The 20811-nt window shown below is 39.3% G+C and carries 26 protein-coding genes and 1 tRNA gene; 4 read left to right on the forward strand and 23 right to left on the reverse strand.

What is annotated here, in order from left to right; genetic code table 11:
* Positions 1 to 121: 121 nt before the first annotated feature.
* The 3 genes from ACFIMX_RS07430 to ACFIMX_RS07440 all read right to left on the reverse strand — a co-directional run bounded on the left by ACFIMX_RS07430 (position 122) and on the right by ACFIMX_RS07440 (position 1972).
* The gene (locus tag ACFIMX_RS07430) at positions 122 to 337 is read right to left on the reverse strand and encodes a class I SAM-dependent methyltransferase (protein ID WP_375636605.1); all 216 of its coding nucleotides are present in this window, start codon (positions 335 to 337) and stop codon (positions 122 to 124) included.
* Positions 338 to 555: 218 nt separating this feature from the next.
* Entirely contained in the window at positions 556 to 1122 is a 567-nt protein-coding gene (locus ACFIMX_RS07435; protein WP_375618429.1) for a hypothetical protein, read from the reverse strand.
* Between the two features lie 724 nt (positions 1123 to 1846).
* Entirely contained in the window at positions 1847 to 1972 is a 126-nt protein-coding gene (locus tag ACFIMX_RS07440; protein WP_375618428.1) for a hypothetical protein, read from the reverse strand.
* Positions 1973 to 2135: 163 nt separating this feature from the next.
* Here ACFIMX_RS07440 and ACFIMX_RS07445 point away from each other — a divergent pair, with 163 nt between their 5' ends.
* From ACFIMX_RS07445 to ACFIMX_RS07460, 4 genes are all read left to right on the forward strand, one after another.
* Positions 2136 to 3011, forward strand: a complete 876-nt coding sequence (locus tag ACFIMX_RS07445; RefSeq protein ID WP_375618427.1) for a hypothetical protein — start codon at positions 2136 to 2138, stop codon at positions 3009 to 3011.
* 10 nt (positions 3012 to 3021) lie between these two features.
* Positions 3022 to 4242, forward strand: coding sequence for an MFS transporter (locus ACFIMX_RS07450; protein ID WP_375694255.1), 1221 nt, complete (start codon positions 3022 to 3024; stop codon positions 4240 to 4242).
* A gap of 95 nt (positions 4243 to 4337) precedes the next feature.
* Positions 4338 to 4460, forward strand: coding sequence for a hypothetical protein (locus ACFIMX_RS07455; protein ID WP_375694256.1), 123 nt, complete (start codon positions 4338 to 4340; stop codon positions 4458 to 4460).
* 560 nt (positions 4461 to 5020) lie between these two features.
* Positions 5021 to 5167 carry a hypothetical protein gene (locus ACFIMX_RS07460; protein ID WP_375694257.1) on the forward strand — a complete coding sequence of 49 codons (147 nt, stop codon included), beginning with the start codon at positions 5021 to 5023 and terminating at the stop codon, positions 5165 to 5167.
* A 48-nt stretch (positions 5168 to 5215) separates the two neighbouring features.
* Here the strand turns inward: ACFIMX_RS07460 and ACFIMX_RS07465 are convergent, their stop codons facing one another.
* The 20 genes from ACFIMX_RS07465 to ACFIMX_RS07560 form a co-directional block, all read right to left on the reverse strand.
* Entirely contained in the window at positions 5216 to 5386 is a 171-nt protein-coding gene (locus tag ACFIMX_RS07465) for a hypothetical protein (RefSeq protein WP_375694258.1), read from the reverse strand.
* Between the two features lie 65 nt (positions 5387 to 5451).
* Entirely contained in the window at positions 5452 to 5625 is a 174-nt protein-coding gene (locus ACFIMX_RS07470; protein ID WP_375694259.1) for a hypothetical protein, read from the reverse strand.
* A gap of 687 nt (positions 5626 to 6312) precedes the next feature.
* Positions 6313 to 6519, reverse strand: a complete 207-nt coding sequence (locus tag ACFIMX_RS07475; protein WP_375694260.1) for an NADPH-dependent FMN reductase — start codon at positions 6517 to 6519, stop codon at positions 6313 to 6315.
* A 260-nt stretch (positions 6520 to 6779) separates the two neighbouring features.
* Positions 6780 to 8123, reverse strand: coding sequence for an MATE family efflux transporter (locus tag ACFIMX_RS07480; RefSeq protein WP_375694261.1), 1344 nt, complete (start codon positions 8121 to 8123; stop codon positions 6780 to 6782).
* A gap of 805 nt (positions 8124 to 8928) precedes the next feature.
* Positions 8929 to 9732: an MFS transporter gene (locus tag ACFIMX_RS07485; protein ID WP_375694262.1), complete on the reverse strand. Its 804-nt coding sequence runs from the start codon at positions 9730 to 9732 to the stop codon at positions 8929 to 8931.
* A complete protein-coding gene (locus ACFIMX_RS07490; protein ID WP_375694263.1) occupies positions 9659 to 9847 on the reverse strand; it encodes a hypothetical protein in 189 nt (62 codons plus the stop codon). The genes ACFIMX_RS07485 and ACFIMX_RS07490 overlap by 74 nt, the downstream gene beginning before the upstream one ends.
* Before the next feature lie 146 nt (positions 9848 to 9993).
* Entirely contained in the window at positions 9994 to 10116 is a 123-nt protein-coding gene (locus ACFIMX_RS07495; protein ID WP_375694264.1) for a hypothetical protein, read from the reverse strand.
* A gap of 172 nt (positions 10117 to 10288) precedes the next feature.
* Entirely contained in the window at positions 10289 to 10426 is a 138-nt protein-coding gene (locus tag ACFIMX_RS07500) for a hypothetical protein (protein ID WP_375694265.1), read from the reverse strand.
* Positions 10427 to 10491: 65 nt separating this feature from the next.
* Positions 10492 to 12243, reverse strand: a complete 1752-nt coding sequence (locus ACFIMX_RS07505; RefSeq protein WP_375694266.1) for a hypothetical protein — start codon at positions 12241 to 12243, stop codon at positions 10492 to 10494.
* Positions 12244 to 12496: 253 nt separating this feature from the next.
* Positions 12497 to 12859, reverse strand: a complete 363-nt coding sequence (locus ACFIMX_RS07510) for a hypothetical protein (RefSeq protein WP_375618548.1) — start codon at positions 12857 to 12859, stop codon at positions 12497 to 12499.
* A 14-nt stretch (positions 12860 to 12873) separates the two neighbouring features.
* Positions 12874 to 13449 carry a DEAD/DEAH box helicase family protein gene (locus ACFIMX_RS07515; RefSeq protein ID WP_375694267.1) on the reverse strand — a complete coding sequence of 192 codons (576 nt, stop codon included), beginning with the start codon at positions 13447 to 13449 and terminating at the stop codon, positions 12874 to 12876.
* Between the two features lie 271 nt (positions 13450 to 13720).
* Entirely contained in the window at positions 13721 to 14635 is a 915-nt protein-coding gene (locus ACFIMX_RS07520) for a hypothetical protein (RefSeq protein WP_273787857.1), read from the reverse strand.
* A gap of 2 nt (positions 14636 to 14637) precedes the next feature.
* On the reverse strand, positions 14638 to 15210 hold the full coding sequence (locus tag ACFIMX_RS07525) for a hypothetical protein (RefSeq protein ID WP_375694268.1): 573 nt from the start codon (positions 15208 to 15210) through the stop codon (positions 14638 to 14640).
* A 277-nt stretch (positions 15211 to 15487) separates the two neighbouring features.
* Entirely contained in the window at positions 15488 to 15715 is a 228-nt protein-coding gene (locus ACFIMX_RS07530) for a hypothetical protein (protein WP_375694269.1), read from the reverse strand.
* 55 nt (positions 15716 to 15770) lie between these two features.
* On the reverse strand, positions 15771 to 16004 hold the full coding sequence (locus ACFIMX_RS07535; protein ID WP_375694270.1) for a hypothetical protein: 234 nt from the start codon (positions 16002 to 16004) through the stop codon (positions 15771 to 15773).
* Positions 16005 to 16597: 593 nt separating this feature from the next.
* Entirely contained in the window at positions 16598 to 17035 is a 438-nt protein-coding gene (locus ACFIMX_RS07540) for a hypothetical protein (RefSeq protein ID WP_375640753.1), read from the reverse strand.
* Between the two features lie 26 nt (positions 17036 to 17061).
* Positions 17062 to 17508 (reverse strand): hypothetical protein, encoded by a 447-nt coding sequence (locus tag ACFIMX_RS07545; RefSeq protein WP_375640752.1) that lies wholly within the window; start codon positions 17506 to 17508, stop codon positions 17062 to 17064.
* 88 nt (positions 17509 to 17596) lie between these two features.
* Positions 17597 to 17911 (reverse strand): hypothetical protein, encoded by a 315-nt coding sequence (locus tag ACFIMX_RS07550; RefSeq protein WP_375640751.1) that lies wholly within the window; start codon positions 17909 to 17911, stop codon positions 17597 to 17599.
* 545 nt (positions 17912 to 18456) lie between these two features.
* A tRNA-His gene (locus ACFIMX_RS07555) sits at positions 18457 to 18533 on the reverse strand.
* A gap of 139 nt (positions 18534 to 18672) precedes the next feature.
* A complete protein-coding gene (locus ACFIMX_RS07560; protein ID WP_375694271.1) occupies positions 18673 to 19755 on the reverse strand; it encodes a quinone-dependent dihydroorotate dehydrogenase in 1083 nt (360 codons plus the stop codon).
* Positions 19756 to 20811: the final 1056 nt, after the last annotated feature.

Genomic DNA, 20811 nt, shown 5'->3' on the forward strand with positions numbered 1-20811 from the left:
TATTAAAAGAAAAGAAACTTTTCTTTTAATATGAAGCAAGTTTTGTAACTCTATTGTTATCCACATAGAAGTAAACACCCTAGGATGGTGAGTAGCCTTTACAGCTAGTGCTTACAAACACTCACCCCGCCATAATATGCGTAAATGTATTTTCAGGATAAGTCATACGCTCAGCATTTCCGACATGAAACTTAACCATCGTCTGCATAACAGAGCTATCAACCTTGTTCTGAGCGGATGGTACAGACTCTGCACTTATATCAATTCCCACCGCTTGACATTGCACTTCGCACACAATATTTAGAGCTGAGAATCTAGTAGAGCATACCAAATCCAATAGATAGGATTTTTTGCTAATTGCGCCATGTGTGATCCAACATTTGATAGTCTCCAGCCCACTAGGAGGTGTGTTATTTATATCTAAAAAGCCAAAAAATCAGGATATAAGAACACAATAATATCAATTTCCTTTTAACTAACGTCCTTTATCGTCGATCTTCCACCATCGTAAAATCTATTTTGTATTAGTTGCTTTCACATACTTTGACTTATGATCTAGTGATACTGTGCAGATTGAGTACACATCCCCAGAGCCCAGATTATAATTAAGTTCGTACCATTCTGCTCTTTTATAGAGCTAATATTTGAAAATAAATAACCATAATCTTTAGATATAATACGCCTAGGTTCAATAATTACCGTAAGCTTATGTAAATCACAACCCAATTGTGATAATGCCTCATAAATTTTACGAGGGTATTCGTCATTGACCGTCATGGCATCGCAGAACGCTGTGGAAGTCGGATATCCTCCGCCTAGACTGATAAAACTTTTTTGATCCTTCAATGCGTAAATATCCTTTCCAGCCTTAGTTAAGGTGGATACTATTAACTCAGTCGAATTCAAATTAGAGTCCACATGCAAAGGCACCCCATTAAGCCTAATCCTATTGGATTCTAGCAAAGATAATGCGGCACGTAACTTCGCCGCAGTCATACCAAAACACGATCTATCCCCGTTTGCCAGTACATGGCACAATCTCAATGAGATTTTAGGTAATATGTCAAAATGGCGTGCACGAGTGATAATGTCATGTAATTCGATAATAATCACACTGGACATTTATATGTTTTCTAATAGGATAATTCTATCTCTTCTCGAAGTTTTACAGGGATATTAAAAAATATATATCTACCTTTAAAACCATCTTTTTGCGCTAATGATATTTCATAACCAGACGCAAATTCCAAATCCCAGCAACATAACAAAGATACCCCGCACGTCCATTAAAATACCCTGCTTTTTCTCGCCCTAGGCATTCATAGCCCGACCGCGTAAAACAGGATACCAATTACAATATCAGACCATAAGGCTGCAAGAGAAAGTTCTTTTATATTTTTATCTTTACATTGCCTCTTAAACAAGCTCATCTGTTCATATAATGAGTTATATGTATAATACATATAACTTCTACAAAAGGAGGATTCATTATGTTCCGTAAAAATCTTTGGTAATACACTCGGATGATTGGGTCACCTGTCGCCCGTCAATAATATAGTGCGAGTTAAGAAATTGGGGGAGGTAAGCTATGCAACTCGTGGATCATCCTTTTGTGAAGTTCGATCAACTCAAGCCGATTTACAACTTCATATATCCGTTATTTCGCACTATTTCAAATGAATTTTACGATTACCTAGACTTTAATAAACTAGCGCAAAGTAAGCAGATTCCACAAGCGCGTACCATTTCTCTTTATTTGCATATTCCCTTTTGCGAAACCATCTGTTCCTTCTGTCCCTTTCAGAAAGGGGCCTACAAGCACGTTAAGCAAATCGAATCTTATATGTCAGCGCTTACCACAGAGATCAGAACCAAAGGAAATTTCATTCGCTCGCTTAGAGGGCCCATCCGCAGCATCTATATAGGGGGGCGGCACACCGTCGCTTTTGTCCGCAGATAATATCCGACACATCGGAAAAGTATTGCATGCCGAATTTGAGCTCTCTTCCTTAACCGAATTTACACTGGAAAGCGAACCGAAGAGCGTCACAGGTGATAAACTTTATGCTGCCCGTGAGATCGACGTTAACTGAATCAGCTTCGGCATACAGAGTTTCATTGAGCGTTTCCGATCATTGTTTAACCTCACCTCAACACGTGAACAAATCAACAATACCGTGGCTTGGTCACAAGACATAATTGGACATGTCGGTTTCAACCTACTATATGGCATGCACAGCCAGCAAGCTGAAGAACTATTATACGATTTGAAGCAAGCCAGCGAGCTTCACCCTGAAACCATCAACCTCTATGCAATCAACAATCTGGCTATCACGTCGCAACTGCATAAGTCTTACGCACAAAAAGGGCTAAAACCGTCCAGCCTACAGCATCGACAGATGCTTCGATTATTTAGCGATATCGTTATGCGCAGCTGCGGCTATGCGCCGTGTAATGGGCATTCCTATATCAAAATTGCCAATAACACTCCTCTAACGCTCGCTAAAACGAGTTCAGCTAATTATTTCCGCTATCACAAATATTTGCATGGTTATCATGACGATTATGTGGTTGGGTTTGGGGCGTCAGCACTGTCGATTCTCGGCTCACTTGTCACACGAGCCAATCCCAGTCGAAGCGGATACATTACCGACATACAACTTAAAGGAAAATCCAAAGTATACTACAATTGGGTATCAGCGGAGCAACAAGCCTCCAAGGCTTTGTGTATGCAGCTACCTTATAACGGCTATGCCAAAAAAGAAAGAATTGACTGGACCGCACTTCCCTCTTTCGTATACAATAACCTACAACAGCTCATAGGTGCAGGTCTCATCGCAGAAAGTGATAACAATCTCCAGCTGACTCAGCGTGGTTGGCAATGGTATTCCAACCTTATGTATTTTCTTCTACCTCAGGAAGACAGGAATATCTTGGACGGCTATGTTGCAAACATGCTGAATACAACCGCCGTACTTGATGGAACAGTGGAAACCTGTGTGGCATCTTAAGGAGAACAGAATGTTCACGCTTTTTGCCAACAAGAACATACGCTATTTTTGCCTAACCGTTAGTCTGCTCGCCTTACTCAGCGGTGCTTTACGCACTGCCATCCCGCTATTAGCAAGACAATCTGGATATGGTATAGTCGGAGTAAGTTGGGCGCAAGGTCTCTTCTCATTAGCGTGGCCAATTTTCGGCATCCTTGCAGGCGTTTTACTTGATCGCTGCGACAAAATAAAACTTGCCACCACAGCTCTCTTCATCTTCATGCTACTGCATATTGTACTGTTCGTACTGCTCATGATACAGATTGCTCCAGCCGAACAAATTTTCTTCTATGCAACCATTGCTGGATTCATCGTCGTTTCTGCCGAAGCTTATATAATGACGATTCCACCACTTATCATGGAGGGAGAGCGATTGATGACCTTCTACTCAATTGTCTTGTTTTTAGATTTCGGGGTCTCCTATTTTCTTGCCCCTGTCATAACAAGCAGCATTTTAGGGCATAGCACACTGCTATTTCTTGGCCTGTTAATCGTGCTTTTTATCACATTGATTTTTACCGCTCGCCGTGCTGTTCCGATATCGCCAACACCTGATAAAGAAAACATCACTTTCCGTTATATCATTGCCGGCTTTCGTTTCATTTTTTCAAATCGGCATCTTACCTCCCTTACATTACTCACATTCTTTCTATCGGTGGTATTTGGAGCATTCCTAACCTCATTCATCTTCTTCGTTACCGACGGTCGGTATCTGGTCCTACATAGCAGCCAATATGGCGCGATGTTTGCAGCCTACGCGCTTGGTACAATGGCAGGTGCCCTATTTGCGCCGCGTATACGCTATGCACCGGTGCGCCTAGCTGTTCTCACTGACGGTTTAGGAACTGTTGCCTTGCTGTTGATTCCAGCCTTTTCAAAAAGTGCTGTCGTCGTATGGGGCGTCACCTTTATCGCTGGCGTTGGAGCAAGCTTATGGTTTATTTGTGTTACCGCCTTCAGGCAGCACCTCACACCAAAGCAACTTCTCGGGCGAGCTAATTCTGCTTTTCGAGTGATCGGCTATGCTGGAACGCCGGTCGGAAGCTTTTTGGTCGGCGTCCTTGGTTCTTTTATATCATTGCAGTTTGCTGCCACCTTTATCGCTGGGCTCCTATTGGTGGCTATCGCTATAACGCTTCCTTTTCTTTGGCAGGCTGATCATATAGACACACCCAATCCTGCCACGAGGTAACAGCTGCTTTTTAAAAAAGAAACGGTCAAAAAGGCACACATACCCTATTACGCAATCGATTGATCTGTTCTTTGGACGAGAAAATTATCACCATAATGGCTGATAGAGCCAGCGGCACTATAGAAGCAGCCAAACAAACGCTAAAGACAAAACAGCCCCTTTACGTTGCATTGGGCGATGATCTCAACGCCTATATGAAGGATGCAGAGAGCTTATAGTGTACGAAGTGCAATTCTTAACCAAAAACTCCGCCCTCGCAATACCTCCTTATACTCCAGTTAATCCGTTACCCGCTGGAATCAAATACCTCACCCCTTTACTGCTCCTCAAAATACATTTTGCTTCACTTACGCGCCGTATTCTTCCTTTGTAATTAAAAGAGCAGCCCTCCTTTCCTAGTTTAGGATCCCTGCCTACACAATGCAGCAACAGATGCGACCATATATGCAATCACGCCTTAGGACCTGCATAGTAGAAAGCTTAGTTCGAGAGATTCATAAAGCCTATATCCCAATAAATTTGCCGCCCAATCCATCTTTTAAAAGGGCAGTTTTATATAAACCGTTAGAGCAAGCTATGAAATCCTTAGATGTATTAGAAATAATTGGCGGTTTTTACCTCAGACCAATGTTGATTGACTTTTACTCGTGCATATACGCAAGCGGTGCTACTCTTTTCTTAGATAGAAAGGACATAATCGTTACCATCTGACCTATTATTGTTTGAAAATAAAAAAAGTATCAGTGCGACTGATGATATTGAAGAGCTATCTCATTATGTGGCTGTACTTAATTACGGCATTGGGAAGCTAGTCACGCAATCACCCGTTTCTGCGCGCCTTCTGCATGATATTCATAAGATTTTATTACGCGATAAACGCGGTACGTCCAAAAGCCTTGGCGAATTTCGCAAAGCACAAAATTAGCTTGGTGGTACGCAACTAAAGACAGCGTCATTCGTGCCGCCCACTCTCCTACCACAGCCCCCCACTCTCTCTACCACCACCCCCCACTCTCTCTACCACCACCCCCCGCTTAGAATCGCGCCAACTCATCACCAGTGCCTCGTTAAACACCACACCAGTCTCAAGGGCGGTAAAATGCGCCTTGCCGCATTTAATCTTCAGCATTTCTTTAAGGTGCAAATCAAACTCGCTATTAGTTCCTTTTGTTTCCAGTACAAAATAAAGCTTTTGCGCGCCATCTCACTCTAAAAAACCGCCCAATCAGGCGTATAAGAACCAATGGGAGTGGCTATTTTTAAATTTCTTGGCAGTTTAAAAAACAATCTTACATCAGAGTCATTATCGACATTTTGCGCAAACTCTTTCTCAATACGGCTCTCACAAATCACATGATCATAAACACTTTTCTCATTGACCACCGCCGGCCATATGATCGCCTTTTCCGACCTAATTTTACAGATGTGGGATCAATCTTATTGTGATGCGCACATCCAGAGATTATTTTATCCTCTGCATTAGAACCAAAAACATGAACAATACGCAAGCAGCTTCGGTAAGAAGACCATCCGCTCAATCTCAACCTACACGAAAATGCATGTGCAGGCGAATGCTCTCCATAATATGCAATATTTCAAGCCCGTCTATAGTGGTATCCCTTTTTAAAATTGTGCCTATGGCTTATAATAATCTCCAAAATATACATTTAGCCCTTGTCTGAAATAACTCAATTTTGGATTGATGAGAACGAAAACGCGCTGCGATAATCACGTTGTTCAGCCCTCATGACCGGAAAAAGGGCGCTAATATTCCTGTACCACCAACGACTAACTAACGGTATTTCTTATCAATTTTGATCATATCCTCCACCCTTATTATTTTAAAATTTATACATTTCATCAGCAAGATGTGCGCAGCAAACCCGTACATTTGCGCTGCTAAATCTCCATGTACGGTTTTCATTCTCAAACGCAAAATCATCTTTAGCTGAAGCAACTTGATATTGCAGAGCTTGTCCATAAAGCATATGCACAATTAGTACCAAATATACACATGGCAGTGCGCATTTTTGGTTGTATTGTCATGAGAGAGAAGACCAAAAGCTTTATCTAAAAAGCATCATAATCTAAATTATCAAGAGCATTTTTCAATCCCCCTGAATAAGACCCGTGATAAACAGGGCTTGCAAGAATAACATCGTCAGCGTCTGCGATTGTTTTGACAAATGTATACACTTTAGCATCGCAATGGTAATAACTTATAAAAACAACAACTTTTTTAAATGCCTCCTCAACGGCGTATGAATATAAGCACATTTTTTCTCGTCATTTTTTAAGGTATTAAACTCTTCCAATCTACCGATCTTACTCTTAAATTGAAGCCGAATGATTTTAATAAATCCATATTATTTTAAAATTCAATAAAGAATATTAAGGCTACAATCAAAGGCACTTCTTTTCAATATTAAGCAAGTTTTGTAAGCTATATTGTTATCTCCATAGAAGTAAAACAGCCTCTATGGACGGTGAGTAGCTAAGCCTTCACAGCTAGTGCTTTACAAGCGCTTTTATAACACTCACTCTGCCCCAAACATAGGATTGCGTTTTATTAAATAACCCACGCGCATATAGTTAAAGAGAGAAACAATTAAGCTGGCACCAATCATGCCAAACCAATAACCTATAAAGCCATATTCAAAAAAATGCGCCATTAATGCGCCTCCAAATAGGACTACCCCCCAATAGCTTATTGTTACAACAATTGTTGACCAAAACGTATCAAGCAAGCCCACAAGTATGCCATTGAGCATAGCCCCTAAAGTGCCAAAAGCAAAAGACAATAAGACAAACGGAAGCAACTCCCAAGAGAAAACAATAACCCGTACCTCAGCAATATCAAAGATGGTTGTAAGAATGAATTCATAAGAAAAATAAACACACCCTGATAAAAACAAGACATAAGCGACAGCAAAAACTGTGACACTCATACGCAACTGTTTTAGAGCCATATTATTCCCATCTGCTCTATACCACGCTGCTATAGTCGCAGCTGCACTGGAAATCCCCAAAGCGACCACAGAAATAAGCATATCAAGACGCATTCCAATCGTATGTGCTGCCAAAGCTTCAACCCCAAAAGCTGTAATCATGAAGGCAATGACTGAAGGAAAGCCCTCCGCAATAAGAATACGTATACCAATGGGAAGCCCTATGAACAGTAATTGTATTATTCGTGCAATTTTTAACTTTGGTCTTAAATAATTAAAGTGAAAGGAACTAAAAGTAGAATTGCGGGACAGAATTATTGCTACTGCCATAACAATCAAAATACGGATCAAACTACTCGCAATTCCAGCACCAAAGACACCGAAGCCGCTTGTAGGACCTATACCCAAAATAAGCGGCCAAGAGATAAGAAAATTCATAGGGATAGCTGCAAGCATAACAAAAGTTAAGGGCTTTGGATGACCAATTGCTGAAAGTAATCCACGGCTATTCACATAAAAATAAAAAAACACCACCCCTATAGCAGCACCACTATTATATTCCTGCGCTATATTGGCAATTGCCTCATCTTGGCCGAGAAGACACAAAATATTCCTCGTATTGAATAAAATGATCGCACTCATCATTCCAATCAAAAGGGAAAGCCATATTCCTTGATCAAACCATGCCTTTAATGCATATCTATCTTGTCTGCGAAAGCTTTCCGCAAGTTTTGGTGCAACCGCGGTAATAATCCCTAGTCCCAACAGCATAACAAAACTAAACATACTCAAAGCTAACATTGTACCACTCAAAGCTTGAACACCTAAATGTGCTACAAGTACTGCATCTGTGAAGGAAATCATCATCTGAGATATAAATCCAACAGCTAGAGGCATACCAAGAGAGAGCAACTGCTTCATCACAACAAACATTGTGAAAGCTCCTTCCATATTGAAGGGCTTATTAATCCTGGATTTTTTAAACAAAACGTATTGATTTTTTCCGTCAGGTCTTTCCATCGCAAATCTTGCGTAAAAGATGCATAATGAGAACTCATTAAACTAAGAGGAGATGCCCAGTTCTTAAAAAAGAAGCGCAATGCGCCTTTATTGGTTTTTTGGACTTTATGCCATGCGTTTTTTTGTACAATATTATGCCCCCAAGCAACTACAGTCATTGATAAAAGATCCTCAGCGAGCCGTTTGTTCGTCTTGTATATCCATTTTTAGTATTTTTAATCAAACTTTTTGGTACTGCAAGTAATACATCTGTGCTAACCTTTGCTTATTCGCTGCTTACATACGTAAAAAAACAAAGCTGACCAAGTTGTCAAAAAACACAGGCATTAGCATTTTTACAATCCATTGTGCCTATACACTGATTAAAACAGCTATTAATTTCGACTAAATCCATATAAGATGACCCACACACTATTTTTTCCTGTGTCTTTATGTAAGTCATAGGCAAGTCCCTATTCAACTGTATCTTCACTCTCAAACCTCCTCGTCTTTATTAACTTTTTATCAGTATAAAGCCAAGCCAAATTAAGTGGGATAATTAAACATATACAAACCAAGGCGAAACAAAAAGCTGCTTCTATACAAACATTGTTTGCCAACCAACCAATCAGCACAAGCGCTAAAATACCCAAAATACGTGCAAGAAAACTAACAATGGATAAAACCGTATTTGCATTCTTTTGTTGAATATGTTTAAAAAATTCTGCTTCAAACTGCGTTACGGGGACAGAAAAAAACTGTGAAATACGGTGAATAAAATAATGGGGGTCCAACTGTTTGCAACGAGAAGCAGAGCAAGCATAACAACAGCACTCAGGACTAGTGAATACAAAGTTATCGCCATAGGAGCGTATTTTTGCATAAGATATTTAATTACAAAGCGATTAAATAAGTATTTTACGAGAGTATAAGACACAAAGCACAGGCCAAGAATAAGAATTTTAGTCTTTTCTGTTGCATTATCTAATACTCCTGTTTGTCCCAAAATAAAAGGTTGCCAAAAATGAAATACTGGCTGCAATGCAGCAACAATAAAACCACATATCAATATATAATATAACCCGATCTTTGAGGTAACTAAATAAGAAAAAGCTTCTGTTGCATACAACAAAGAACCTGAGCCTATTGGCTGACTATCCGAAACGGATGCAATAGCTATCCCCGTCACCCGACTAAACAAGAATACAAGCACGAGAAACCCGAAAGAACAAAAATAATATGCTGACTGATAATTATCCATACACAAAACAATAAGAACACCTAGCGCACCAGCAACCATATTCATGAATGCCGCTAGTTCCCGTTTATAGGCGTTTACTTGGTGGTAGATCAAATTACCTTTGTAACCACCGCCGTCGATTAAGCCTTTAATCCATGTGCTATCAGTGCCAGAACATAAAGCAAAGCCTAAAGCATAAATAATTTCTGCCGGAATTAAGACAAAAAGATTAGGCGCGTAGATACATAAAAAGAAAAAGAGCGAAAAAAAGAAACATGATAAGATAACATTTTTTAACGCCAATTTTATCTCCTAAAATCCCACAAGGCACTTCAAAAATACAAATAGCTGCGCTAAACACAATTTGTAATAAAGCTAACTGTGTTATACTAACGCCCATAGACAAGAAAAAAAGCATGGAAAGAATCTGTAATCAGCCGAACCCCACTCATTGCCGCACAGCCATAGAGCAACTTTTTAACTTCATAATCTATCGTCATTAATATATCCAAAAGCTATAAAGCTGGTGTTTTTTCTGCCGCCAGCTTTATATATTTTAAAATCTCAATTCAGAAGGGCACCTCGAGCAGCCATTTTCTGCTCACTTACTCGGGCTTTGAGCGTAGCAACATCAAAACGCTTAATTTTAATTTTTTTCAGTGGATTATACATATTTTTAGTTTTCATAACTTTACCCCCCGTATTAAATGAAAACAATTAAATTTAACATGAAGTGTACATTATAGCTACCTTTTGTCAATTTATTATCTTGATATAAAAAGCTTTGCTCTCCCCCTCACCCACGTTAAGTATTTCATGCACCAATCATTCTGCAACAACCACCGCAGCACTTGGAAACTCATGCGCCCCTTCGGGGCAAAGTACGCTTATATTCACGCCAATTTATCACCGACTGGTCGTTAAACGCAACGCTCGTTTGCAGTGCAGCAAAATGCGCTTTACCGCATTTAATCTTCAGTAATTCTTTAAGGCGCAAATCAAACTCGCTATTCGTTCCTTTTGTTTCCAGTACAAAATAAAGCTTTTGCGCGCCATCTCACTCTAAAAAACCGCCCAATCAGGCGTATAAGAACCAATGGGAGTGGCTATTTTTAAATTTCTTGGCAGTTTAAAAAACAATCTTACATCAGAGTCATTATCGAGATTTTGCGCAAACTCTTTCTCCACACTGCTTTCATAAACCACATGATCATACACACTCTTCTCACTCACAACAGCTGTACGCTCTAAATTTGCCACAAGCTCTTCACTGGTAAAAAGCTCTTGCACACTATATTCTTGCCCGACCAGCTTTAAATATTTAATGCCATCAATTGTAAGATTAACATAGGTTTTATTGAGTATTTCTTCTATGCACTCTAAAAAAGCTTGTGGATTTTTCACAAACTCATGCTCACGACCACTCTTTGTCAAAATACCAATAATTGTCTTTGCGGTTAATTTCAGCTTTAAGGTCAAATAATGTACAATGTTCGGCAGTGCACAAAAACTATAATCAAGCGCACTCTGCTTTAATAACTGCTCTTCATAGGTCACACCAGCACTATCCAGTTCTATCTCTGCTGTCTGATAAACCAAATGCGCGGGCGCAACTGGTGCCATTTTTTCCACTGCATCCACTGCTTTAGCAACAAACTCTGTGCGATCAAGCTTTGCACGATAAGTGGTCTTTTTATTGATCTTCTCCCACAAGGACAAAAACTCTGGCGAAGCCACTGTTTGCTTTTTAAGCTTAACCCGCACTTCGCGCGTAGCATTACGAATAATCGGCATGGCTTGGCTCGCTTCTAGCGCCTGCAGCACAGCCTGCTTTTGCCCTTTACTAAAACGTTCACTTAAATCTAACGTCCCAGTCGCCCATTGCGCTTTTAATGTATCTGTGATTTTTCCTGCTGATGTAAGCAAGGCTTTTTCACGCAACTCAACCAATATATCAGCAGCCTCTTGCGAAGACAGAATCTTTGTTTCCGTCACAGCTGTCATATAAATCAGATCTTGCAGTATCTCAACATTAATAAGCGCGCCCGCATCAGTTTTTTTCACAATTTCTTGACGCAATTCGCGTGGCATTTCCTCCGCCCCTATAGCATCAAATTCGCTCGCTACTAAATTTTGATCTACTTTAACGATACCCGCCTCATCAATAAAATCTTTTGCAACAAGTATTTTAACAATTTTTTGTGCTTGCGATACTTCCACTTTAGCAGCCACATATTTTACATCTTCATAAATACGGACAACCAAATGCTCCATCTGCAAGGTACCAAGTTTATAACCAATATCCGCCTCTAATTCTTTTTGCAATGTACTCACAAACTCAGCAAAGCTTTCATTCACCATGACATGCAGCACATTTATATCTTTATTTTCTACCGGTTCACCTTGTTGGTTTACGCATAAGCGCAAACCGCGACCAATCTTTTGCCGTGCGGTAAAATTCGATTTTTGTTCAATCAACATACACACTTGAAACACATTCGGATTATCCCAGCCTTCTCTCAAGGACGAATGCGAAAAGATAAAACGCAAGGGGTATGCAAAAGATAATAACCACTCCTTATCGCGCATAATCGTGTTATAAGTGTCATCATCAGCTTGGCTGTCGCCCTTTGTATCCTTATACACGCCTTTCTTGTCTTGCGAGAAATAACCGCCGTGCACGTTTCGAATATTTTGCGCAAACTTAGTTCGCAAAGAGGCATATTTCTTTTTCGCCAACAGCTCTTCATAACATTCTTCAAACATACGCTCATAAAGTGCTGGCTCTTCATCATTGCTACGATATTTAGCCACCTCATCAATAAAAAAAGTGATAAAACTTTAATCCCTAAAGGCGCAAGCCGCAATTCTTTATCTAAATGTGTTTCTATAGTGCGATAAATTTGCGCGCGTTTAAGCTCTATTGTATTCACATCATCAAGCGCGTGGCCAAATTTGACAATTTCAGTATCAGAAAACTCAACAGCTTCATCCCCCGCCATGCAATTGATACCCGAAACAATATAGCCCTTATAAAAGCTCACGTCCGCCCGTAACGCGATACAGATCATCGCCGTCTCACTGTAACTGTTTTGCGGCTCACAGTGCCATTCTTTCCCGCAATATCGAACTCTAAGCGCGCCCTAAAGCCATGTTTGTGTGATACGGATTTCAAGGCAATATAGGAACGGTTAAAATCTTGCTCTATCTGATTAGAAGAAACACAAATTTGCTTTACCAGTCCTTTTTGATAAGCATCAACAGGTGTTAAACGATATAAAAGATTAATATCATCTTTATGCGTGGCACTATAGCGGAAAACACAAAGCGGGTTAAGGCTCGCAATAGCCTCCTTCGCTTTTGCTGTATTATCCACCGATTGCGGTTCATCTATGATCACAATCGGTTTTGTGTCTTGGATATAGCGCATAGCGCTTTCGCCATTCAGTCTATCTTGCGGAAGGTTGATAATATTTTCTGCTTTTTAAATGCATCAATATTGATAATCATAATTTCAATATTGGTAGAGCTTGCAAATTGGCGAATTTGCGAAAGATCTTTTGAATTATAAATAAAATAACGATAGGGCAGATTATCAAATTCTGCTTGAAAATGCTCTCTTGTTACCTGAAGTGATTTATATACCCCTTCGCGAATAGCAACACTTGGTACGACAATAATAAATTTGGTAAAGCCATAGCGTTGATTTAACTCAAAAATCGTCTTGCTATAGACATAAGTTTTGCCTGTTCCCGTTTCCATCTCAATAGAAAACTGCTTTTGCTCTAGCGTCTCACTCGCCAAGAGTTTATTGTTCTGTTGCACCTCTCGTAAATTTGCTAATATGCTTTCATCACTGATCAATAATTGATTACCATAACCAAATTCATTTAACGCTAATAGTCCTTGTTCTGAATGCAAAGAAAAAGAAGAATCCCGTTGTGGCTGGCCTTTAAACAAATCAATGACGCTTTTAACCGCATCATTTTGAAATTCTTGTTGTTTAAATTTAAGTCTCATATCGCCGCCTCAAGATTCCCATCTTCAATCTCATGGAGGATAATAGAAAGGAAGACACTAGAAAGTTACATGATAGCATATTTGCAAACTCCCATATGCGCGTGGACAGTGGCACACCCTCCCCCAATTAGTGCAAAAATGACGTCGCTCTTGGTACTGGACGCCTTACTTCGGTGCTAACCTTCTCTATTTTTTTGCAGAACAGAAAGCGCGTATCAGGCTCTCTAGCCATACTTAGAGTACGCAAAGTTATTCATCACTCTACAACACTTTAAGCGCGCAATTTTATGTTTTGTATTAAAGGATTTTTGCTTTCAAAATATACGAACAACATCACACAAAGTAGAATAAACAAGCTGCCCCCAACATTAAACCAAACCTTCTCTGTAACCAACACTGTTGCACCGAAACAGTTAACAATAGCGTGGACAAAAAAAGGCGCACACGCATAAAATTTAGAGCGCGTAACAACACCACGATACGCCAAGCATGTATTGAAAATATGCATGAGTATGACGCTCATTAAAGCACACAAAAAAATACTCGCTTGCGTCCAGGAATAAAAAATTACATACTCATTGGCTAATAACCTAGATCGAATAGGCCAGCCATTATAAACAAGGAAAGGCCCTAGCGCCTTATAAACTAATTCGCATAAACCCCAGCCTATGCCAATATTCAGCGGCAAACGCCACAACAAACTAGGCGAGCACCGATAAAACTTAGTAACTAACCAACGACGCATAGCTTCTTCTGCTACAACAAAAAAAACCGAAAATGTTAAAAATAAAAAAACAAGCGCCAGCCCCTGCTCTGCACGACTCTTGGTTTCAACAATACTCATCATATAAAGCGTTTTTATTACAGATTGCTCCCAAAAAGCAATAAACCCGCCAGCAATGCAGCTAGCAACAAACCATCCCACAGCACCAGCGACAACCAATTTGAACTTCAGAAAATGATGAAACACACATAGAAGAAAAACAACGCCAAGCACTTGCAGTAAACGTAAGGCATCAAGTTTATGTTCTGTTTCCGAGTAACGCCATACTAACAGAACAATCACCCCAAAAACTATGCCGCTCAACAGCACATTTATCCAACTAAACGTAGAGCGAAAAAAATTATAAATGACAGCGCCATAAATAAGGCCTGCGAGAAGCGAAGTAATAAATAAAACCAACATTATTATGCCCCCTCATTTACTACAGCGCAACTGCTATTTTTCTTCATGGATAATCTGTCTTGCACAAAATCATAAATTTGCCGCATAAGAGCAAACATAAGAATAGTAGCGATTGTATAATGCCCAATTGCAAGAAGTTCTGGCTCAGCGGCCCGCCATGAAAAGCGCGCCCAAGCCGCCAAGCATTGTAAAAGCAGGATAAGAACAAAAAAACGCCATTTCTTGTCAAGGCAAACCACAAGCATTAAAAAAGTTGATAAAAGATTCAGACCTATAATAAACGTATAATATATTACCGTCTCAAGTAAAGAAAGTAAGGCGTCCCTATCAAGACTAAAAGCCCCTTGTAGGATTTTCACAGCTTCTGGTAGAGATGTAAGCAGTGCAAGCCCTATAGCAACCCCCCAAACCCCCATTCCCACGCCCAGTGCTGCCTCTACACCATTGCCATTATCTTCTGTCACCCAATGAGAGAGCAAAAAAAACTGCATAATCGCCATGCCTATAGGGAATAGACCAACAGCAAAAACAATATTAGGCGTACTATAAGCAGAAAAATCAAAAGCACATAACAACCAGCGCTTGCCCCAATAATCGCCTTCGTGCCTTTAAACGCTTTAACCAAAGAGAGTAACCAGCGGTACCCCAATATAAGCGAAAGCGCCAAAACATAATAAGGAAAATAACTCGTAGCGCCATAAACATAAAGAAAAACAAGACACAAAACAACGAGCAAGAAAACCAAATGTTCAACCAATGTTTTTTTCTTCATCAAAGGCAAAATAATCAGCACCAGACAAAAAACGGCGCAGCTAACAGATAATGTCAATTTGTCAAGCATTATTGCAAGCCTCAAAAATAGAATTTATTAATTGCATAGCCTGAAGAAATGTCAAACATAAACAAAAGACCAACCGCAAAATGAATTACAAAAGGCAGATAGAAATAGACCTTGCGCTTATCTTGGAAACCAAGATACATAAAACGCGTATTTACAACATGCATCAATACAATCATGCCCGCGGCAATAAGATAGCTGATCGCTTGTGGACAAGATTCAAATGCGACATAGCCCACCATTTGTGGCGCCCTATCAACACGGTAATTCAAGTAAAGAAAAAGAGCTGGGAGGGTCTTATAGCATAAGTCTAGAACACCCCAAGCCCAGCCCGAAATAAAGGACCTCACGCGCAGCTAATTCTGGCTTATATACGCGAAGCAACCACAAACGCAAAAGCTCCGCAGTTAAAACTGATATCAAAAGGATAAAAAAGGGATAGTTTGCAGCAACCAAACTCATGTAATGCACCACCTGCTGCTGGCTATTATTAGCAGCAGACAAAGCAGGCAATGGCAACAAAGAACTCAAATATATAAAACCTGCCCCAATACACAAGGTAGCAACTGCACCACAGAATCCAAGAACTAAATATTTATATAAGTAGTGCTCGTGCAGACTTAAAAGAATGCCAAGATAACATACCAAAAGCAAAGATAAGTCTGGAAGCCCACTTTCACTATGTGGATAAGCGAAGATGATAGCGCAGGAAAGGCCAGCTAGCCCCCCCCCAAAAAAATGACACGCTCGCCCAACAAGCCATTGTTTTTAAGGAGACAAGGGCTGGAACTTATCCCAAAACTAAGCAACATTCCAAAAATTAAGTCAGACATATAATTTCCTTAAAGCGCCTTGCCCTCCCAAGCATACCAAGATATTATTGCAGGAGAAAAACTCCCTGCTAAGAGGCTGATAGTGTACCCCTTAGCAAGGCCTTTACCTTGTTAAAAAAGCCAGGTCAAACAACAATTTCACCACTTAGAGCGAACACAATCCCAACCAGCTTTAACAATACCCGCGGCTGCGCCACGGGACCCCGCCTACTATTGCTCCAGAAACTGCCTCTCCTGGGTTGGCTGCTCTAGGCTTTAGGATAACCCAAAGAACTATAGCCTCCTGTCTTCTCACTCAGTTTTCTTTTTAAACGGGTTAATCACGCTAAGCTTCACATTCTTTGATTTAATGTAACGCGCGTACACATAAACAACAAACATCAAACAAATCCAATTTCTAACCATTCCATAGTCATCATCTGTATGAACAAACGCTACATAATAAGAAACAAAGAGGCTAAAAAACAGCTCTGCAAGAACATCAAGGACCAACCAATAATATTTCTTTGTAGTAACAAAGAGAATCATCAAAAATGTCACAAAAACTTGGCCCGTTAGAATAGCAAAACCAAACACCGCGTAATCAAACATTTTTTTCACTGCCTCCCTGTTTGCAAAACCTATCTGTTGATAGATTTCTCGAAGGTCTGATAAAAGCAGTGATGACACAAAAAAGACGCCTATGGCAAACCCACAGCCAATGCAAATGCTTAAATCTAGCACTGACATAGATTTTTCCTTCAAAGCTTTAGCAATTAGGACATAGCGAGCCCCCCTATCATCAACGGAATAATGAAAAGCAGATAAATATAGCTCGAAAGCTGCAGATCAAAAAAATCTAACAGAACGTCATCACTCATAACAATAAAACCAGCTGCGATGAAAAAAATGGGGCAACTTGCGATAATGGACAAACTAAAGCATTTTATATTGTTTACTATATTGGGTATAAATTCAATGCAAAAAGAAAGAAAGAACATAATTATAGCAACATGAGAAGATGTTATCGGCACACCGACTATATACTCAAAATACTCAAAGGCATAAATGAGAGGAGGAACAACCAATGCCGCCACTATGAATGTAACCGTGTTCTCCCTGCCTAACATGCTTTTTCCATTAATAGCAATAGTTTTGAGGAATAGATACAACATGCCAAACCACAGACAAAAATAAACGAGCACTATACTAAACTCGCCCATAGCTCCTCCTGTGCAATATTTCAAACATAAAGGTGGCACCTTTTACAGTACCACCGTTCTAGGCTTTAGGATAACCCAAAGAACTATATCAAAAGTGCATCAACATCCCACCACCTGAATTAGCAATAGATTGACCCAAAAACTGTGTGCCACACTGGGCAGCAGCCACACCATAACCAGCATAACCGCCTATGATATCTCCGAATTGATTGCCTACAGCTTCCCCAAAGCTTCCTACGTCCATGCCAGCCATAGGATTACGCCCCGCTGCCCACCCTATGAAAAAACCACTCGCAAGGACAATCTTACCACCATACTTGCTACCAAACGCAGTACCAGAGTTATATTTGCTACTAAAATTATCGGCACTGCAATAATCGTACGAACTACTTGAAAATCTCATTTATTTTCTCCAATTTAGTGTATAAATACCCCCCCAAGGTTACTTATGTCCCCGCGCCAAAATGGCTTACCCATAATTAACCACCGAAACACCCCTGGAGATATGAATGCACTTTTATGCAAGTTCGCATTTATAATATATAGCTGACAAAATTAAGGGTATTGTGTCAAAAATATGGCATATTTTAGTAGATTTATGCTTACTTATTTTATGTGTTTAAACTTAATGGTTTATATTATGAGCAATAATAATGAAAGTCAAATAGGATTCTCTTGGTTTACAAAATATACTAAAAGTATATAAATATACTGATAGAGATATTTATTGTTGCAATTGCAATCAGAATCATAGATTGAGTTAACCCGTTTATATTTCAAGCGATTATTGATCGTATCATTCCGTTTTGGGCAAAATTTGAGAAAAATCATCCGCGCAAGGTCTCTGCTCCGTGACGACTCACACGCAAAAAAGCCCGCCAAGCACGGACTTTTAACCGCCTCACAAAACGCCAAAAATAAGAATTAGAAAAGTTGTAACAAGACAAATGGTACGGTTGGTGGGATTTGAACCTACGACCTCTGGTGCCACAAACCAGCGCTCTAACCAACTGAGCTACAACCGCATAAAAAGAAAATGTATCATAACTGTTCACGATTTCGTAAACATTTATTCTTATGCTTATGTGACATAAGGAAAATCAACAAAGTTTGCAAGCCCCTTTAAAAAAATCTCGCAATTTTTTGTGAAGAAAAAAGCGTTTTTTACAAAGGAAATTTTGCCCAATGCTCAAGACTATGATCACGATAGCCTTTTATGTTATCAACACCGTCTTGTTGCATCATCTGCAAAATCTCTTGCAGAATAGTTATGGCAAGATGTGGACCTTCATAAACCATCCCACTATATAATTGAATTAAATCTGCACCAGATTTTACTTTTTCCAAAGCGGTCTGTGCATCCTTTACACCGCCAACACCAATAATTGCAATGTCCTTCCCTAATTTTTTACGCATTTTTGCAAGCACAATAGTAGAACGCTCAAAAAGTGGACGTCCAGAAAGCCCACCCTCTTCATTACTGAAGTGACTATTGCTAAGACCTTGGCGTGCAAGAGTCGTATTGGAAACAATCAGTCCATTAAAATCAGAAAGTTTTATTTCTTCAGCAACATCATCTAATTCTTTCTCTGATAAATCGGGGGCAATTTTTAAAAAAATAGGAATGGAGAATCCATGCTTATTCTCTTGCTCATTTCGCGCTTGCGAAACTGCACTCAACAAAAGATGCAAACTGTTACGGGCCTGTAAATCACGTAAACCTGGTGTATTAGGAGAAGAAATATTAACCGTAAAATAATCAGCAACATCATAAAAATGAGCAATACCAACAGTATAATCATCAATCTTATCGACCGTATCCTTATTGGCTCCAATGTTGACTCCTACAACACCAGTTTTTTTACGCGCACGCAATCTGTTGTAAACAACTTGATGTCCATCATTATTAAAACCCATTCTATTAATAATCGCTTCATCTTCTTTTAAACGAAAAAGCCGTGGTTTAGGATTTCCAATCTGAGGCTTTGGTGTCACTGTCCCAATTTCAGTAAAACCAAATCCTAACCGAAAAATACCATCTACAACCTCTGCATTTTTATCAAACCCCGCTGCAAAACCAATAAAATTTTCAAACTCAAGCCCAGCAACAGTTACACACAAACGTTTATCGATAACCTTTTGACAGCCATTTAATCCACTTTTCAGCCCGAGAATCGCTAAACCGTGTGCTTGCTCTGGATCCAACATAAATAAGGCAGAACGGCCAATACAACGAAAAAAACTCATCAATCCTTCTCCACAACATAAAAATGATCCATCGCACCTCACCTATATCTTTTAACACAAAAGATTACCAATCAAAGAGAGCATATTATCCAAATAATATTCCTCTTCTAAAAGAAAACTCATCACATAATAGCCATACATGTTTATATTGATGTATACTGTGTAAAAAACTTTTTATTCTAAAAAATGTTTCTCTTTTTCGACATTTGTTAAAGATTAAAATATGAATCCTAATCTTATAAAATGCAGCATAAATTGAAACATCAAAGGCTCTTCACCATAGTCATGGTTTTGTAACGTCTCATGCAGGCAAATTATCTCTATTCCCAAAGTTCCTTTGTGTAATATCGTTTCCAATAGAAACAGAGCTTGCTTTATAAAGCTATTTTTTCCTAGCATTTATAGAATACATGGTTCATAAAGTCATCTAAATTCATACTATTGTTGCACCATTTATTAGTAACAGAATGTTCAATCAATTTGTACTCTATTGATAAAATTTTGAGAAATCTGCGTTGTTTCCTTTGCCATTTCTGATGCGTTAAATACAATTCTGCATCTATTAAGTGCTCTGTCTAACATATGTTTCAAGTAATGACAGTTGATCATTGAACTCACACATCATACCAACGACTTTCAAACCAAAATGATCTTGCAAACCCTATAGCTCTGCTATTTATAAACTGATACAATCTTCCAGCAGATGAAATGTGTTTCTTCCATCGGAATTATCGCCATTTTAGCTCATGCAACCCAATACAAATAGCTTTTAGATAAGCCATAATGCCCTCCTAATTACTATTATCGCTTACTGAATTAAGAGGAATTAAATTATAAGTTTTACTCCTGTCTCATCTATCTATTTCTTCTATCAGTGCTGAAATATATTTTTTATTCCTAAATTTTCTTTTTATAATAAAATGTTATGCCAATATATGTGCTTCATTTATATGTACTTCATTTGAGAAACTTTCTGATAGCTCAGCTTTCAACACTGCCCATTTTGTGGTATTGTGTAAAAATCTCTCTTTTTAATGTTAAAATAAAAATCTTGAG

This window comes from Bartonella sp. AD24XZML (genome assembly GCF_042196485.1).
GTDB lineage: Bacteria > Pseudomonadota > Alphaproteobacteria > Rhizobiales > Rhizobiaceae > Bartonella.

What these genes read in the sequence shown, in the direction of transcription:
- ACFIMX_RS07455 (WP_375694256.1), top strand. Translation starts at nt 4,338, where the DNA reads ATGGCTGATAGAGCCAGCGGCACTATAGAAGCAGCCAAACAAACGCTA.
- ACFIMX_RS07450 (WP_375694255.1), top strand. Translation starts at nt 3,022, where the DNA reads ATGTTCACGCTTTTTGCCAACAAGAACATACGCTATTTTTGCCTAACC.
- ACFIMX_RS07520 (WP_273787857.1), bottom strand. Translation starts at nt 14,635, where the DNA reads ATGTTGGTTTTATTTATTACTTCGCTTCTCGCAGGCCTTATTTATGGC.
- ACFIMX_RS07440 (WP_375618428.1), bottom strand. Translation starts at nt 1,972, where the DNA reads ATGTGTCGGATATTATCTGCGGACAAAAGCGACGGTGTGCCGCCCCCC.
- ACFIMX_RS07560 (WP_375694271.1), bottom strand. Translation starts at nt 19,755, where the DNA reads ATGAGTTTTTTTCGTTGTATTGGCCGTTCTGCCTTATTTATGTTGGAT.
- ACFIMX_RS07530 (WP_375694269.1), bottom strand. Translation starts at nt 15,715, where the DNA reads ATGGTGGGCTATGTCGCATTTGAATCTTGTCCACAAGCGATCAGCTAT.
- ACFIMX_RS07480 (WP_375694261.1), bottom strand. Translation starts at nt 8,123, where the DNA reads ATGTTTGTTGTGATGAAGCAGTTGCTCTCTCTTGGTATGCCTCTAGCT.
- ACFIMX_RS07540 (WP_375640753.1), bottom strand. Translation starts at nt 17,035, where the DNA reads ATGTCAGTGCTAGATTTAAGCATTTGCATTGGCTGTGGGTTTGCCATA.
- ACFIMX_RS07515 (WP_375694267.1), bottom strand. Translation starts at nt 13,449, where the DNA reads ATGAGACTTAAATTTAAACAACAAGAATTTCAAAATGATGCGGTTAAA.
- ACFIMX_RS07510 (WP_375618548.1), bottom strand. Translation starts at nt 12,859, where the DNA reads ATGCGCTATATCCAAGACACAAAACCGATTGTGATCATAGATGAACCG.
- ACFIMX_RS07490 (WP_375694263.1), bottom strand. Translation starts at nt 9,847, where the DNA reads ATGCTTTTTTTCTTGTCTATGGGCGTTAGTATAACACAGTTAGCTTTA.
- ACFIMX_RS07435 (WP_375618429.1), bottom strand. Translation starts at nt 1,122, where the DNA reads ATGTCCAGTGTGATTATTATCGAATTACATGACATTATCACTCGTGCA.
- ACFIMX_RS07545 (WP_375640752.1), bottom strand. Translation starts at nt 17,508, where the DNA reads ATGGGCGAGTTTAGTATAGTGCTCGTTTATTTTTGTCTGTGGTTTGGC.
- ACFIMX_RS07495 (WP_375694264.1), bottom strand. Translation starts at nt 10,116, where the DNA reads ATGAAAACTAAAAATATGTATAATCCACTGAAAAAAATTAAAATTAAG.
- ACFIMX_RS07475 (WP_375694260.1), bottom strand. Translation starts at nt 6,519, where the DNA reads ATGTGCTTATATTCATACGCCGTTGAGGAGGCATTTAAAAAAGTTGTT.
- ACFIMX_RS07550 (WP_375640751.1), bottom strand. Translation starts at nt 17,911, where the DNA reads ATGAGATTTTCAAGTAGTTCGTACGATTATTGCAGTGCCGATAATTTT.